This window comes from Dysgonomonas reticulitermitis, from assembly GCF_054601275.1.
This window is the reverse complement of the sequence record NZ_BAAHWU010000017.1, coordinates 41,971-57,935: the sequence shown is the minus strand read 5'-3', so window position 1 is coordinate 57,935 and position 15,965 is coordinate 41,971. Positions and strand designations below refer to the sequence as shown.

General features: G+C 38.1%; 11 protein-coding genes. 3 read left to right on the top strand and 8 right to left on the bottom strand.

Annotated elements, in window-relative coordinates; translation table 11 throughout:
- The 5 genes from ACYPZI_RS08460 to ilvD form a co-directional block, all read right to left on the bottom strand.
- Positions 1-598: ketol-acid reductoisomerase (locus ACYPZI_RS08460; RefSeq protein WP_459600551.1), on the bottom strand; the 598-nt coding region annotated here is incomplete at its 3' end.
- 35 nt (positions 599-633) lie between these two features.
- Positions 634-1,368 (bottom strand): acyl-[acyl-carrier-protein] thioesterase, encoded by a 735-nt coding sequence (locus ACYPZI_RS08455; RefSeq protein ID WP_459600549.1) that lies wholly within the window; start codon positions 1,366-1,368, stop codon positions 634-636.
- 4 nt (positions 1,369-1,372) lie between these two features.
- Positions 1,373-1,924, bottom strand: a complete 552-nt coding sequence (ilvN, locus tag ACYPZI_RS08450) for an acetolactate synthase small subunit (protein ID WP_459600547.1) — start codon at positions 1,922-1,924, stop codon at positions 1,373-1,375.
- A gap of 84 nt (positions 1,925-2,008) precedes the next feature.
- On the bottom strand, positions 2,009-3,706 hold the full coding sequence (gene ilvB, locus ACYPZI_RS08445) for a biosynthetic-type acetolactate synthase large subunit (RefSeq protein WP_459600545.1): 1,698 nt from the start codon (positions 3,704-3,706) through the stop codon (positions 2,009-2,011).
- Between the two features lie 22 nt (positions 3,707-3,728).
- Positions 3,729-5,558 carry a dihydroxy-acid dehydratase gene (ilvD, locus tag ACYPZI_RS08440; RefSeq protein ID WP_459600543.1) on the bottom strand — a complete coding sequence of 610 codons (1,830 nt, stop codon included), beginning with the start codon at positions 5,556-5,558 and terminating at the stop codon, positions 3,729-3,731.
- A gap of 448 nt (positions 5,559-6,006) precedes the next feature.
- On the opposite strand from ilvD, the gene mfd reads away from it, so the two are divergent.
- The 3 genes from mfd to ACYPZI_RS08425 all read left to right on the top strand — a co-directional run bounded on the left by mfd (position 6,007) and on the right by ACYPZI_RS08425 (position 11,702).
- Entirely contained in the window at positions 6,007-9,213 is a 3,207-nt protein-coding gene (mfd, locus tag ACYPZI_RS08435; protein WP_459600555.1) for a transcription-repair coupling factor, read from the top strand.
- Between the two features lie 981 nt (positions 9,214-10,194).
- Complete coding sequence (locus ACYPZI_RS08430; RefSeq protein ID WP_459600553.1) at positions 10,195-10,941, top strand: MlaE family ABC transporter permease; 747 nt, start codon at positions 10,195-10,197, stop codon at positions 10,939-10,941.
- On the top strand, positions 10,938-11,702 hold the full coding sequence (locus ACYPZI_RS08425) for an ABC transporter ATP-binding protein (RefSeq protein WP_459600541.1): 765 nt from the start codon (positions 10,938-10,940) through the stop codon (positions 11,700-11,702). Before ACYPZI_RS08430 ends, ACYPZI_RS08425 begins: the two co-directional genes overlap by 4 nt.
- Here the strand turns inward: ACYPZI_RS08425 and ACYPZI_RS08420 are convergent.
- Genes ACYPZI_RS08420 through ACYPZI_RS08410 form a run of 3 tightly spaced genes read right to left on the bottom strand, consistent with a single transcriptional unit; the run spans position 11,699 to position 15,433 of the window.
- Positions 11,699-12,709 (bottom strand): ABC transporter ATP-binding protein, encoded by a 1,011-nt coding sequence (locus ACYPZI_RS08420; RefSeq protein WP_459600539.1) that lies wholly within the window; start codon positions 12,707-12,709, stop codon positions 11,699-11,701. The two genes, ACYPZI_RS08425 and ACYPZI_RS08420, sit on opposite strands and share 4 nt — an antisense overlap.
- On the bottom strand, positions 12,710-13,741 hold the full coding sequence (locus ACYPZI_RS08415) for an iron chelate uptake ABC transporter family permease subunit (protein WP_459600537.1): 1,032 nt from the start codon (positions 13,739-13,741) through the stop codon (positions 12,710-12,712).
- A 51-nt stretch (positions 13,742-13,792) separates the two neighbouring features.
- Positions 13,793-15,433: a dipeptidase gene (locus ACYPZI_RS08410; RefSeq protein WP_459600535.1), complete on the bottom strand. Its 1,641-nt coding sequence runs from the start codon at positions 15,431-15,433 to the stop codon at positions 13,793-13,795.
- Positions 15,434-15,965 lie beyond the last annotated feature (532 nt).

The window sequence follows — 15,965 nt, the reverse complement described above, 5'->3', positions numbered from 1 at the left end:
CTGTTTCGAACAAATAGCCTGAGCCGACTCCAATACCCAATGATACAGTTCTTTCGAACGCACGCCCTGTTGCATTTTGGAAAATAGCATAGCTCGAATTCAAGCCGCGTCCTTCAAGGAACATACGGCGAAGGCTGGTTCCCGAACCTTTAGGAGCCACAAGAATAACGTCTACATCAGCCGGAGGGATAATACCTGTGCGTTCCTTATATGTGATGCCAAATCCGTGAGAAAAGTACAGGGCTTTGCCCGCTGTCAGATAAGGTTTCAAACGAGGCCATACTTCTATTTGAGCAGCATCGGACAATAGATATTGGATAATTGTACCTTTTGCAGCAGCTTCTTCAATGTCGAAAAGGGTTTCTCCGGGTACCCAACCATCAGCGACAGCTTTTTCCCATGTCTTTCCGCCTTTACGTTGACCGATAATAACATTGAAACCATTGTCACGAAGATTCAAAGCCTGCCCCGGGCCTTGTACTCCATAACCAATCACAGCAATAGTTTCATTTTTTAAGACTTCTCTTGCTTTTTCCAACGGAAATTCTTCACGAGTAACTACATTTTCTACTACTCCTCCAAAATTCATTTCTGCCATTTTATTCTTCTTTTATTGATTTTAAAATAAGTAATTTATTTCCATATTATTCTTGCTGAGCAAACATTTATATCTCCGGCTCTCATTTCCAGTATAAAGGTTCCATCAGCTTCCTCCTGTTTCAATATATCCAATTTAGTGCCATAGTGGCCTTCCGATATATAATTGATCTCTATACGGCGTATTTCTTTTTCTCTGAACATGTCAATATCAAATACATCTACAATATGCTCAATATATTTCATACTGTTGAGGTGCTTATTAATATCCACATCACTATATTTCACAATAAAATCAGATGCATGTTCGTAATTGTCTTTCAACGCCGGAATTTTAGTTAGTCCCTTTATCGGATTTCCAACTTCGGCCACATAATCCGAAAGGTTCCCTGTTTCCAATACATTAGTAGGTTTTCTGGTTTTAAGGTCAATAGAAGCCCAGAGAGATTTGGCATAACCGATTACTTTACCATTTTCATCCTCGAAAGCAAAATAACGTTCGGTAAACAATTTATTTACACTGGCTACCCACGTCTTAATAACCATTTCTGTATCATTCTTCGGATATTCAAATATCTCAATAGCCATGCGCGACAATACCCATGCCCTTTGTAATGAAGTCATAGTGGAATATCCAAATCCTCGTTCTTCCGCATGTTTTGTAGCTACTTGCAACATAAATCCTCCAATCATAGGAAGAGTAGCTTTTCCTCTAAAGTCTGTTAAATAAGCATCTATGGTAAATTCGTATTTACCGGTTTTTTCCATCATTATCTTATTCTTTTGGTTTATATTTTTGATCCAGTTCGGACAACATATCGCTCAACCGTTCTATTTTTGACTTGGTAATAGCTACGCGTCCTGAACGAATAAATTGCAGGACTCTTATCGTTTTACTCAGTTCTTCGAATAAACTTTGAGTTTCCTGATAATGTCCGGTCTTTTCCAGGACTACGCTATTCTCGTTTATATCCAAAATACGGGCATTGTATTTACGGATAAGACCTTCAACCGATTCTATTTTCAAAAAGTCAGAAGTAGATAACTTATATAATGCTATTTCCTGATGTATAAGTTCGTCATTTGTATTATAATATGATTTCAGAACATCTACACGCTTATCGATTTGAAGAACAACTCTCTTTATCATATCTTCGTCACAATAAACGGTAATGGTAAATTTATGTATTCCTTCCAAAGCGGACGGAGATACAGACAGGGTTTCAATATTAAGCTGACGGCGGGTAAAAACGGTTGTCACCTGACTAAGTAAGCCAACTGTGTTTTCTGAAAATATGGTTACTGTGTATAATGTTTTATCTTCCATAATTATTAATTTGAAAATTTGTTGATTAGCAAATTAGCAAATATTAAACTTTCAGATTTGCTAATTCCCGAATTTACTAATTGTCTATTCATTTCCCAATAATATATTCGTAACACAAGTACCCGCCGGCACCATAGGGTATACCATGCCCTTTGTTTCCACCTGTACATCCAGTAAATATGCCCCTTTATGATTCAGCATTTCAGCGATAGCGGTATCCAGATCTTCACGTCTTTCTATCTTTTGTGCCGGAATATTATAAGCTTCAGCTATTTTCACAAAATCGGGATTCATCATTATTGTTTCAGAATATCTTTCTTTAAAGAACAATTCCTGCCATTGACGAACCATGCCTAAGAAATGATTGTTCAGTATTATAATCTTCACATCTACATTGTATTGCATAATAGTTCCCAACTCCTGAATAGTCATTTGCATGCCACCATCGCCGACAAAAAGGCACACTGTACGGTCGGGTACCCCATATTTTGCACCTATAGCGGCAGGTAATCCAAATCCCATCGTACCCAGTCCACCGGATGTAACTACACTACGACTGCGGGTGTATTTGAAATAACGGACTCCCATCATCTGGTGTTGACCTACATCCGTCACTAATACTCCATCATTATTAGTTGCTTCTGAGACTTTGTTTATTACTTCTCCCATTTTCAGTTGACCTGATTGTGGATATAGTTCTTTTTCAATAACGGCATCATATTCTTTTTTATAACAAGCCTTAAATTCACCTAGCCAATCGGGATAACCTTTATTTTCCAACAATTCGGTTACTGCCGGAAGTGAATCTTTTACATCACCTAATACACGGGCGGTTACAAGAACGTTTTTATTTATTTCAGCCTTATCTATATCGAAATGAATAACCTTTGCTTGTTTGGCATAAGTTTTCAAATCTCCGGTTACACGGTCGTCAAACCGCATTCCTATGGCTATGAGTACATCACATTCATTTGTTTTCAGATTCGGACCTATATTACCATGCATTCCTAACATCCCTACATGTAACGGATGATTTGATGGAATAGCCGAAAGCCCTAACACTGTTGAAGCGGTGGGAATGCCTGCTTTTTCAAGAAAAGAGAGTAATTCTTTTTCAGCATTACCCAGTATAACACCTTGCCCGACTAGAGCTAATGGCTTTTTTGCTTCATTTATAATTTTCGCAGCCGCCTCTACTTCGCTCATTCTTACTTCAGGCTTAGGCTGATAGCTGCGAATAAAATCAACCTTCTTATAGTCGTAATTTTCTAATTTTCCGAACTGGGCATCTTTTGTAATATCTAAGATAACAGGTCCCGGTCGACCCATAGATGCTATGTAAAAGGCTCTTGCAACAGCCCATGGAATATCTTCAGCCCGACGGATTTGATACGCCCACTTGGTTACAGGCTGGGTAATACCCACAACATCGGCCTCCTGAAAGGCATCGCTTCCTAACAGAGAGGAAGCAACCTGACCAGAAATAACGACAAGCGGTGTACTATCTATCATAGCATCGGCAATACCTGTTATTGTATTCGTAGCGCCAGGGCCCGACGTGACGAGAGCAACCCCTGTTTTTCCCGATGTTCGGGCATATCCCTGCGCTGCATGGGTTGCACCTTGTTCATGGCGGACGAGGACGTGGTTTATCTTATCTTTATAGTCATATAAACAATCGAATACGGGCATTATAGCACCTCCCGGATATCCGAAAATTGTATCTACACCCTCGTTTAATAACGATTGGATAAGAGCTTCGCTTCCTGTTATTTCTTTCATAACTGTATAATGCTTTTGTTTATTATTCTATTATCCTTATTCCTCCCAAGTCTGCCGAGCTAACCATACTGGCGTAGGCTTTCAATGCTTTCGATACATTACGTTCTCTATCAGGCTTGAAAGCCAATTTACCTTTAGATAATTCCTGCTTACGACGATCCTCCAGTTCTTCATCGGATAATTTCACATTTATCGAACGGTTAGGTATATCTATTTCAATAATATCTTCATCTTTTACCAAGCCAATAGCCCCTCCTGATGCAGCTTCCGGAGAAATATGCCCGATAGAAAGCCCCGAGGTGCCTCCGGAAAAACGCCCATCGGTAATAAGGGCACATTCTTTCCCCAAATGCTTTGATTTGATATATGAAGTAGGGTAGAGCATCTCCTGCATTCCCGGCCCTCCTTTTGGCCCTTCATAGGTGATAACAACGACATCGCCGGCCACTACTTTTCCTTTAAGGATACCTTCACATGCCGCATCCTGAGAATGAAAGACTTTTGCAGTACCTGAAAACTTGAAAATACTTTCGTCTACTCCGGCAGTTTTTACGACACAACCATTAAGGGCTATATTTCCTTTCAAAATAGCTAAACCACCGTCTTTAGTATAGGCATGCTCCATATCACGGATACATCCGGTCGCTCTATCAATATCCAATGCCGGATAATAACAGTCTTGCGATCCCATTACCAGATTGAAACGATTGGCCGGAGCTGATTTGTACAATAATTCAGCTTCTTTTGTCAGATTATTTTTTGTTATATCATAGCTTTCTATTGCCTGTCCCAATGTCATACCATCGACACGACAAACAGAATTATCGATAAGTTCGGCTTTATTCAACTCGTTCAAAATACCTAAAATACCGCCGGCTCTATTAACATCCTGTATATGATATTTCTGAGTATTGGGTGCTACTTTGCACAAGCATGGAACTTTGCGTGAAAGTTTATCTATATTATCCATCGAAAAATCAACTTCTCCTTCCTGTGCAATGGCCAAAAGATGAAGTATTGTATTCGTAGAGCCACCCATTGCAATATCTAATGTCATAGCGTTGAGAAATGCCTGTTTTGTCGCTATTTTTCTTGGTAGAACAGATTCATCACCATCCCTGTAATACTTATAAGCATTTTCTACAATTTGTTTAGCGGCATCTTTAAACAATTTTGAACGGTTAGCATGTGTTGCCACAACAGTTCCATTTCCCGGTAATGCCAAGCCGATCGCTTCATTCAGGCAGTTCATCGAATTAGCCGTAAACATCCCCGAACAAGACCCACATGTCGGGCAAGCGGCACGTTCTATAGCGCTGACCTCTTCATCGGAAACACTATCATCGGCAGCTTTTATCATGGCATCTATTAAGTCAAGATGCTGGTTGCCAAGCTCTCCGGCTTCCATCGGCCCACCTGATACAAATATAGTCGGGATATTCAAACGCATGGTAGCCATCAGCATTCCCGGAGTAATTTTATCACAATTACTGATACATATCATAGCATCTGCTTTGTGGGCGTTTACCATATACTCCACGCTATCGGCAATCAGGTCGCGTGAGGGTAGGGAATACAACATTCCATCGTGCCCCATTGCGATTCCATCATCTATGGCTATTGTATTGAATTCGGCGGCAAAACAGCCAAGAGCTTCTATTTCGGCTTTCACTTTTTGTCCTATTTCATGTAAATGAACATGTCCCGGAACAAATTGTGTGAAAGAATTTACTATTGCAATCAGAGGTTTTCCCATCTGTTCTTCCTTCATGCCATTTGCTCTCCAGAGGGCTCTGGCTCCGGCCATACGCCGACCTTGTGTGCTGGTCGAACTTCTTAATTCAAATCCCATATTTCGATACTTTACAAAAAAAGCCTTTCCCATATTTGAGAAAGGCTTATGTTATTTTTTATTCCTTAGCTATATCATCTGACTAATATACATACCTTTCTCATTTATTCCGGCCGACGAGGAGAATAATATTGAGGACGAGGACATATAAAAAGCAATTTGTCATTATTTTCACCATTAAAGTGTACACAAAGTTATAATTTATTTTTTAAAAACAAACTTTATCTGATTTTTTTTAAGTTGTTCAGGAAACTAGTCTGATTTAAATTATTCTTTCAAAAGTGAATATCTTATATTATTTTTGCATCTCAAACAAAAATGTGCCGCATTGAAATTATTAGCATTACAGGAAATTTTCGAAACTCACATAAATGTTTCGGCAATCACAAAACTAGTATCTGATCATAAGAACCTTCATATAAAAGGCTTGCATGGCTCTTCTACGACGATGCTATCTGCTTCGTTGTTCCATAAAACAGGAAATAGCTTTTTATATGTATTGAACGATCCGGAAAGCGCAGGTTATTTTTACCATGATTTGATTCAGATATTGGGGACAAATAATATTTTCTTTTTCCCGTCGGCATACAAACGAGCTATAAAATATGGTCAGATAGATGCTGCTTACGAAATTCTTCGTACGGAAGTTTTAGGTAAACTGCAAGCTGACGAAGAGCATGTTATTATTGTATCTTATCCTGAAGCTTTGGCTGAAAAAGTGGTAGCCAAAGATATTCTGGAGAAAAATACAATTCAAATTTCGGTAAATGAAGAAATAGACAGAAATTTTGTTTCAGAAATGTTAGACAGTTTCGGTTTCGAATATGTAGATTATGTATATGAACCGGGACAGTATGCTATACGGGGAAGTATTCTCGATGTTTTCTCTTTTTCTTATGAGTTTCCATATCGTATTGACTTTTTTGGAGACGAAGTGAGCACAATCAGGACATTTGACATCGAAACTCAGCTTTCGAAAGAAAAGTTGGAAAGAATACAGATTATTCCTGATATGCAAAAATCGGATTTGGAGCGAGAATCGCTGCTTAATCTGATGCCTGAAAATACGATTATCGGTTTTCAAGATTACGGCTGGGCTAAAGATAAGGTGGAAGCTTTATATAATGATTCTACTATACTGGATAATCCTGAGTATGAAAAGGATATACAGAAAAAGCTGATCTCTATCGATGAGTATTCATCTGTAATAGACCGGTTTAATCATATTCATTTAGGAAATAAACCGTCTATTACGGTTGATGCTACAATAGAATTTAATACATACCCACAGCCATCGTTTCACAAAAATTTTGATTTGATTAGTGAAACACTTCATAAGTATATAGAACAAGGTTTTAAAATATATATCCTCAGCGATAGCGAAAAGCAGCAAAAACGTTTACAGACAATATTTGAAGACAGGAATGACAATATTGATTTTATACCTGTAGACAGGACTTTATCCGAAGGATTTATTGAAGATACGCTCAGGATTTGTTGCTTCACCGATCACCAGATATTCGATCGTTTTCATAAGTATAATCTGAAATCGGACAGGGTGCGATCGGGTAAATTCGCCTTATCATTAAAGGAGCTGCAACAATTCCAAATAGGCGACTACATCGTGCATGTCGATCATGGAGTAGGGCAGTTTGGAGGTCTTGTCAGATCGGATATGAACGGGAAAATGCAAGAGCTGATAAAACTTATATACTTAAATAACGATTCTATTTTCGTATCACTCCATGCTTTGCATAAGATATCGAAATACAGAGGAAAAGAAGGCGAACCTCCACGTATAAATAAATTAGGAACCGGGGCATGGAATAAGATAAAGGAAAAAGCGAAAAGTAAAGTTAAAGATATAGCCCGTGATCTTATTAAACTATATGCCAAGCGACGAGAGGATGAAGGTTTTAAGTATTCACCCGACTCTTTTCTGCAACATGAGCTGGAAGCATCCTTCATTTACGAAGATACTCCGGATCAGACAAAGGCTACCGCCGATGTTAAGCAAGATATGGAGAGCGGCAAACCAATGGATCGTCTTATTTGCGGTGATGTTGGTTTCGGTAAGACAGAAGTTGCTATCAGAGCCGCCTTCAAAGCAGTGACAGATAATAAACAAGTTGCTGTACTGGTACCGACCACGGTGCTTGCATACCAACATTATCAGACTTTTAAGGAACGGTTGAAAGATTTTCCGTGCCGTGTAGAATATATAAGCAGGGCTCGTACAGCAGGTCAAATAAGTGAAACACTTAAAGATTTGAAAGATGGGAAAATAGGTATCCTGATTGGTACACACCGTATAGTAAGTAAGGATGTACAATTTAAGGATTTAGGCCTATTGATAATAGACGAAGAACAGAAATTTGGCGTTGCGGTAAAGGATAAATTAAAACAATTGAAATCCAACGTGGATACATTAACTATGACTGCAACACCGATTCCCCGTACACTTCAATTTTCATTGATGGGCGCCCGTGATTTGTCGGCAATAACGACCCCTCCACCAAATCGTTATCCTATACAGACAGAGGTACATACATTCGACACTCAAATAATACGGGAGGCTATTGAATTTGAAATGAGCCGAAACGGGCAGGTATTCTTTATTAATAACAGAATAAAAAATATCTATGAACTGGAGGATATTATTCGTCGTGAAGTTCCTGATGCACGTATTGCTGTAGGGCATGGGCAAATGGATCCGGCCAAACTGGAATCGATTATTATTGACTTTGTGAATTACGAATATGATGTGCTTATTGCAACTACAATAGTGGAGTCGGGAATAGATATTCCGAATGCAAATACGATCATAGTAAATAATGCCCAGAACTTCGGACTCAGCGACTTACACCAATTGAGAGGTAGAGTAGGGCGCAGCAACAAAAAAGCATTTGCATATCTGTTAGCGCCACCTTTGCATACACTCACATCTGAAGCCAGACGGCGCTTGCAAGCTATCGAGAATTTTTCTGAATTGGGACATGGCTTCCACATTGCAATGCAAGATCTGGATATACGAGGTGCAGGGAATTTATTGGGAGCCGAACAAAGTGGATTTATCGCGGACTTAGGATACGAAGTTTATCAGAAAATACTTACAGAAGCCGTAACTGAATTGAAGAACGAAGAGTTTGCAGATATCTATCACAGAACAGAAGGTGACGAAAAAATAGAAGGAGATAACTTTGTAGATGATGTGCAGATAGAAAGTGATCTGGAGCTCTTATTTCCTGCGACATATATACCCAACGATTCGGAAAGAATTACATTGTATCGCGAACTGGACAATATGGAACGGGAGATTGACATCAATAATTTCAGAATAAGGCTCGAAGACCGTTTCGGCAAAATACCTACAGAAGGGCAAGAGTTGATTATGGTAGTCCGTCTTCGTATATTAGCCAAAACACTTGGAATAGAAAAAGTTGTACTGAAAGGTGGACGTATGAGTTTATTTCTTATATCCAATCCGGAATCGCCTTATTATCAGTCTAAAGCATTTGATAAATTATTGGATTATATTCAGAAATACCCTCGTAGCTGCGAACTGAAAGAGCGAAACGGGAAACGTTCGGTTTCAATACAGCACATTCCGAATGTAGAAACAGCATGTATGGCTCTTATGGAAATAATAGGCTGATTTCAGCAAATAAAGTGAAGAACGAAGAGTGAAACATTGTCTGGCGTTCGTTTTATCTATAGATATAGTGATAATTTGATAATTAGCGAATTTGAAAATTTGAAAATGAGTGTGGAGTTTGTTACATTTTAGTTAAAAAGATACGAGTAGACGAGATACGAGGTACGAGTTGTTGACTGCTAACTGATAACTGTTGACTGTAGAAGTTTGTTACTTTTTAGTTAAAATATACCTCCTCCGGATGGGGCCGGGCCGGGGCTGTTGGGTGTAATTTTTTGCCCGTCAGGGCATTCATATCAATAGAAGAGGTAAACCGGCCGGTCTCGCAACCCCTTAGGGGTTGAACACCTACGGCGTTCGTTCGGGTAGGAAAGAGGAATACAATTTTCTATTGATATGAAAATCCTATGGATTTTTTATAGTCAACCTGCTTATCGGGGATAAATTTTTAATTTGATAATTAGCGAATTTGATAATTTGAAAATAACTGTAGAGGTTTGTTACATTTTAGTTAAAAAGTTACGAGTAGACGAGATACGAGGTACAAGTTGTTGACTGTTGACTGTCGCACGTCATTGCGAGGGTTCGCCCGAAGCAATCCATTAATAATCAATACTCTGGATTGCTTCACTCCGTTCGCAATGACGAAAAGGCCTTGCTTACTGATAACTGTTGACTACTGACTGTGGAGTTTGTTACTTTTTAGTTAAATTCTGGTTTGTCATGCTGACGACAGGAAGCATCTCCTATTTCTCGGGGATTTGGATCCTTCCCTGCGGTCAGGATGACAAAGATGGTAGCCGCGCAAGCAAGGGGCTAACAGCTAACAGCTAATTGAGTGTAGAGGTTTGTTACTTTTTAGTTAAAACGAAAAGCAGGAGTCAAAATTTTGATGCGGTTGCCCTATTTCCTTAATGACCCGATAAGTCGTTTCTCTAAAAAGATGTATCTTTGTCTAAATTTGATAAAAGATCGAACTATATGCTATTGTCTCTTTTTGAAAAGATAGGCCAATATACTCTTCTCTTGCAGAAAGTATTTGCTAAACCTCAACGATGGAGAGTATTTTTTCGTCAATTTTTTGATGAAATAAGTAAACTCGGGGTAAATTCTATCTGGATTGTTATAATTATTTCATTCTTTATCGGTGCCGTTATAGTGGTACAGATAAAGCTGAATATCGATTCTCCGTTTATGCCTCGCTATGTAGTAGGATACGTTTCCCGCGAAATTCTGATTTTGGAGTTCTCTTCTACTATCATGTGTCTCATTTTGGCTGGTAAGGTTGGATCAAATATTGCGTCAGAAATAGGAACAATGAAAGTAACCGAACAAATAGACGCTTTGGAAATCATGGGTATCAACTCGGCTAACCATATCATCCTGCCTAAGATAACTGCTTTGATGGCATTTATCCCTGTGTTGGTTGTACTCAGTATGTTTTTTGGAGTAATAGGAGGGTATGCCGTCTGTATAATAGGAGAAGTAATGCCTGCCGAAACTTTCCAATACGGGCTTCAATTTTTCTTTAAACAATTCTATGTGTGGTATGCCATAGCCAAAACAATCGTCTTTGCTTTCATTATAGCCTCTGTTGCTTCTTATTATGGCTATTCGGCTCGTGGAGGCTCGTTAGATGTAGGTAAAGCCAGTACCGATTCTGTAGTAATGAGCAGTATCCTCATCCTTGTAGCAGACTTATTACTCACTCAATTGATGATGTCATGATAGAAGTTAAGAACTTATATAAGTCTTTTGACGAAAGAGAAGTATTGAAAGACATAAGCATTGTCTTCGAAGCAGGTAAAACAAATCTTATCATAGGACGAAGCGGATCAGGCAAAACTGTACTGTTGAAAAATTTAGTAGGTCTGATGCGGCCTACCAGCGGGCAGATACTATATGACGGGCGTGATCTTACTAAGATGAGGGCTACAGAAGTAAAGGAGCTCCGCCAGGAAGTGGGTATGATATTTCAAGGTTCGGCATTGTTTGACTCGATGACTGTATTTGAGAACGTTAATTTTCCGCTAATGATGTTTTCAAAAATGTCGAAAACTGAACAAACTAAACGTACTCAGTTTTGTCTCGAAAGAGTAAATCTCGGTGATTCCGGGCATCTTTACCCATCAGAAATAAGTGGAGGTATGATGAAAAGATCTGCCATAGCAAGAGCTATATCCCTAAATCCAAAATACTTGTTTTGTGACGAACCCAATTCCGGACTCGATCCGCAAACATCTTTAGTAATTGATGAACTTATATCGGACATTACAAAAGAATATAATATTACGACTGTGATTAACACCCATGATATGAATTCTGTAATGGGAATCGGAGAGCGTATCTCTTTTATAAAAGAGGGTGTATTAGGATGGCAGGGAACTAACAAGGATGTAATGTCTTCTACAAACGAAGATTTTAACGACTTTGTTTTTGCTTCTGATTTATTCAAGAAAGTGAAAGCCGTAGAGGAGAGTGAGAATTAATAATTTTTGAGAAAATCCGATAAAGACTCAAAGTTTTTGCATTCTACCAGATTATCATCTGCTGTTCTGATTTTTATCGAATCAGGATTTTGAAGGGTTATGCGGAAAGGATTATTTTCATCATTTGTATATTCAAAACCACACCTCTCAAGAAGATTCTTGGCCCAATGGAATAAATAACCTTCAGCTTTAATAAATACTTTTCTTTCGCTTGTTCTTTTAGGCAAGAAGCTTCCCGATTCTTTATCGAACAGAATATTTTCACCTTTAAAAAACTCTTCTATTTTTCCTGAAATTATAATATCTTCGGTAACACCGCTTTCAAGACCTTTTTCTTTCGACAAAAGCCACAATCGGTCGGCAAGAAGCAAAGCCGTATCTACATCATGAGTTGAAAGGAGTATTGTTTTCCCCTGATTTTTTGTCAGAAAATGCAGTAAACTCATTATCTCTATTCGACTTTCGATATCTAAAAATGCAGTAGGCTCATCCAATATCACTAACGGACATTCCTGAGCTAAAGATTTGGCTATCATAGCCTTTTGGCGTTCCCCATCCGATAATTCCGCGATATAAGAGTTTGCTTTATGAGCAATACGAACATCTTCCATAGCTTTTCGAACGACTTCATTATCTTGCTTTGTCAACTGTCCGAAAAATCCGGTGTATGGATATCGCCCTAATTCAACGAGTTCTTTGACCAATAGTCCTCCCGCAGATGTCTTATCTGTTAACACCAAACCGAGGTGCCTGGATAATTCCTTCTCTGAAAAAGTTGAAATATCCTTATCTTCAAGGTATATAGAGCCTCTGAGTGCAGGCTGCGAAGCGCTAATAGTACGGAGTAACGTCGATTTTCCGGCACCATTGACCCCAAGAAGGCAGACTAATTCACCTTGATACAAACTAAAAGATAAATCTTTGTAAAGAGGATTTTCTTTTCGGTTCCGAGTTTTGGGATAGCCTATGCTTATTCCTTTTGCAAATATGTACTTAGGTTTTTCCAATTAGTTGAAATATTGTATTTTTTTCTGATTCAGAATAACATATATAATTACAGGAGCGCCAAAGACAGGAGTTATTGCATTTAGTGGCAATACCCCTGCCGCGCCGGGTAATACACAGATAAGATTACATAGCAAAGCCATAGCTGAGCCGATCAATATAGTTACAGGAAGTAACGATTTATGATTGGATGTACCTAACAATAAGCGGGCTATATGAGGAACAGCTAAACCAATAAAAGCTACCGGGCCGCAAAACGCACATGTGATAGCTGTTAATAATCCGGCACATAATAGTAACAAAAAGCGGATAAGCTTTATATTTACGCCTAAATTAGCAGCATATCGCTCTCCCAACAACAAGGCATTCAAAGGTTTGATTAATAGAATAGACATAAGTAATCCTAAACTTATAATACTACAATAAAAAGGAAGTTGGGCAAAAGATACTCCTGAAAAATTCCCCATTCCCCAAATCATAAAAGAATACGCATTTTCGTTCGTACTCCAAAATTTGAGTATAGATATTATAGAAGAGGTAAGGTAGCCAACCATGATTCCTATTATAAGCAGCATTATATTGTTTTTGATGACAGACGCAAATCCCATGATAACAATCAGGATGAGAGATGCGCCAAGAAACGCGCCTAAAACAATACTCATCGAATAAGACAAATCGAATCCTCCCACCGAGCCGATACTATTACCAATAAGCAGGATGACAAGTGCTACACCCAGATTGGCACCCGAACTGATACCTAAAATCCCGGAGTCAGCCAAAGGGTTTCGGAATGCTGTTTGCAATAATAATCCGGATAAGGCAAGAGCTCCACCTGTAAACAATGCGGTCACAGCTTGGGGCAGACGAGACTCTAATATAATATGCGTCCAAGCTTGTTTCTCGACCTCATTTCCTTGCAATATTTGGATGATAGCTTGCACAGGAATTGATACAGAGCCAAGAAACAGGCTTAAAATAAAGAAAACAATTATACCTGTCGAAAATAAAAGACTATATGCCAGCCCTTTAGTCATGTTGTAAATGTTTATAAAAAGCCCCTCCGAAAACAGAGGGGCACAATATTTTTAGTATAGAACTTTATATTTATCTCCGGTTTCTTTTACAACCTCTCTATAAAACTCTTTTGAATAACCGGGACGTTGCGGATATATAGGTTCCCCTAGTTTTCCTTTTACAAACACTCCGTTTTCTTCCTTTTTTATTCCGCCATCCATATACTTAACAATCAAAAATTCGCCTAACTTTTTCCATTTACCAAATGCATATTGAGCTTGGTTCTGACTATACGTTGTTAAATACTGAACAGCTTTTTCAGGAGACTGGTTATACAGCGCCAATGCCTCTGTTTCTGTAGCATCTTGCTCTTTTAGAAACTTCGATTCCAATTCTAACTGTAATTTTCTAAGATCCGCATGCATAGAATCATACCTGTTGTAAACCATATTAGATACCCAGTTGTGAATCCAAAAACTGGAAGTCCATGAGAAATTATACATGTCGCCGTTACCTTCGCGATAACATTCAGGCGTTTGTGTTATAGAACAATACATCGGTGTAAACACTGTTTGAGCCGCATCGTCAGTTCCAAACCATATAATACCACCTATCGGGTTGGGCAACCATGAGCGCATCTGCGTAACAAAAACAAATGCTGTTTGTTGAGTAGCAATCGGACGTTCATTGCAATACTCTACAGAATCGGATTTCCAAGTCAGAGGGGCATAACGATATGGAGATTTGAAAGGCCCTGCACCAATATCATTAGTCCAATCCAAAGCCGTTCCTTCATAATGGTCTCTCATCATTTCCTTCAGGTCTGTTAACGACAACTTTCTATCCGGCTTGATGTATAAAGGCATAGGCTCTTGTGTTTTACCTTGCGCATAAGTAACAAATTCAGCCATATCTTTATTGTAGCGATTGAAAAAGCTCCATACACGGGCTTCACAAAAACGTTGTCCTCCAAAATCCAAAGGATTATACGCTACAGCAAAACTGAAATTTTCATCTTTACCTTTATAATACCCTTTTTCTTTAGCAAAAGAAATCACATCTTTAGAATAAAGGCAGTTTTGAGGGTCATTCAGGGGAAATTGCTGTATTCTGGCCTGATTGGCATGAGCAGATATACAATCGTCAGGTATACGCACGGCAACCCATACAGCACCTTTATTACCATTGCCTTTACCGATCATTTCCAATACCCAAATCTCATTAGGGTCTCCGATAGAAAAAGATTCACCACTACTATTATATCCATATTCAGCAACGAGATCTGTCATTATCTTTATAGCCTCTCTTGCTGTTTTAGCTCTTTGTAATGTTATATAAATAAGACTACCATAATCAATTTTACCTTCCTGATTAACAAGCTCTTTTCTACCTCCAAAGGTCGTTTCTCCGATAGACAGCTGATGTTCGTTGATGTTTCCAACAACATTATATGTCTGTTCTGCCTGAGCTATATCTCCCAGATATTTAAACTTTCCGCTATCCCATTCATAAACATTCATCATACTGCCTTTAGGCCACTGTCTTGCCGGCCAATAGTACAATTCACCATATAAAGCATACGAGTCTGCCGAATATGTGATCATTGTAGACCCGTCAACAGAAGCTTTTTTCCCAACTAATAAATTTGTGCACGCAAATACGTGAATCTCGCAGAGTATACAAAACAACAGAAATAAGGATACTTTTTTCATATAGGAAATTTTTATATTCAAATGTAAAGATACTTGATTATTTGTAAAAAATAAAGTATCTGAATAAATATACATATGTGAATCCTTCCGCAGTAAACAAATGAATACTTAATACTATTCACATATGTATTCACAGGACAACTAAATGCTAAATCAACAATTGTATTTTATTATATATAGGATATATTACATATGTATCCGAACTATAATATAGTTTTGTAATCAGGTTTTATATTGGAATATTTTTCATATTATATAATTAATAATCAATTAAATATACTTATATAATAAAGTTATGATTTAGATAATATCCAATGTGTAGACACAAACCCGATAAACTCTATAACTAAAGACATATTTATAATATTATATCATTTATATTTAGTATTTTATATAAAATATAAAAAGGGATACTTTATAGCTATATTACCCTGTATACACTTGTTTGTATACAAAAGGATATTTCGGTATACATTAGTTAAATACAAATATATACTAATAAAATTTTTATTTGTAAAATATACTATTTACA

What these genes read in the sequence shown, in the direction of transcription:
- ACYPZI_RS08455 (WP_459600549.1), bottom strand. Translation starts at nt 1,368, where the DNA reads ATGATGGAAAAAACCGGTAAATACGAATTTACCATAGATGCTTATTTA.
- ilvN (WP_459600547.1), bottom strand. Translation starts at nt 1,924, where the DNA reads ATGGAAGATAAAACATTATACACAGTAACCATATTTTCAGAAAACACA.
- ilvB (WP_459600545.1), bottom strand. Translation starts at nt 3,706, where the DNA reads ATGAAAGAAATAACAGGAAGCGAAGCTCTTATCCAATCGTTATTAAAC.
- ilvD (WP_459600543.1), bottom strand. Translation starts at nt 5,558, where the DNA reads ATGGGATTTGAATTAAGAAGTTCGACCAGCACACAAGGTCGGCGTATG.
- mfd (WP_459600555.1), top strand. Translation starts at nt 6,007, where the DNA reads ATGCTATCTGCTTCGTTGTTCCATAAAACAGGAAATAGCTTTTTATAT.
- ACYPZI_RS08430 (WP_459600553.1), top strand. Translation starts at nt 10,195, where the DNA reads ATGCTATTGTCTCTTTTTGAAAAGATAGGCCAATATACTCTTCTCTTG.
- ACYPZI_RS08425 (WP_459600541.1), top strand. Translation starts at nt 10,938, where the DNA reads ATGATAGAAGTTAAGAACTTATATAAGTCTTTTGACGAAAGAGAAGTA.
- ACYPZI_RS08415 (WP_459600537.1), bottom strand. Translation starts at nt 13,741, where the DNA reads ATGACTAAAGGGCTGGCATATAGTCTTTTATTTTCGACAGGTATAATT.
- ACYPZI_RS08410 (WP_459600535.1), bottom strand. Translation starts at nt 15,433, where the DNA reads ATGAAAAAAGTATCCTTATTTCTGTTGTTTTGTATACTCTGCGAGATT.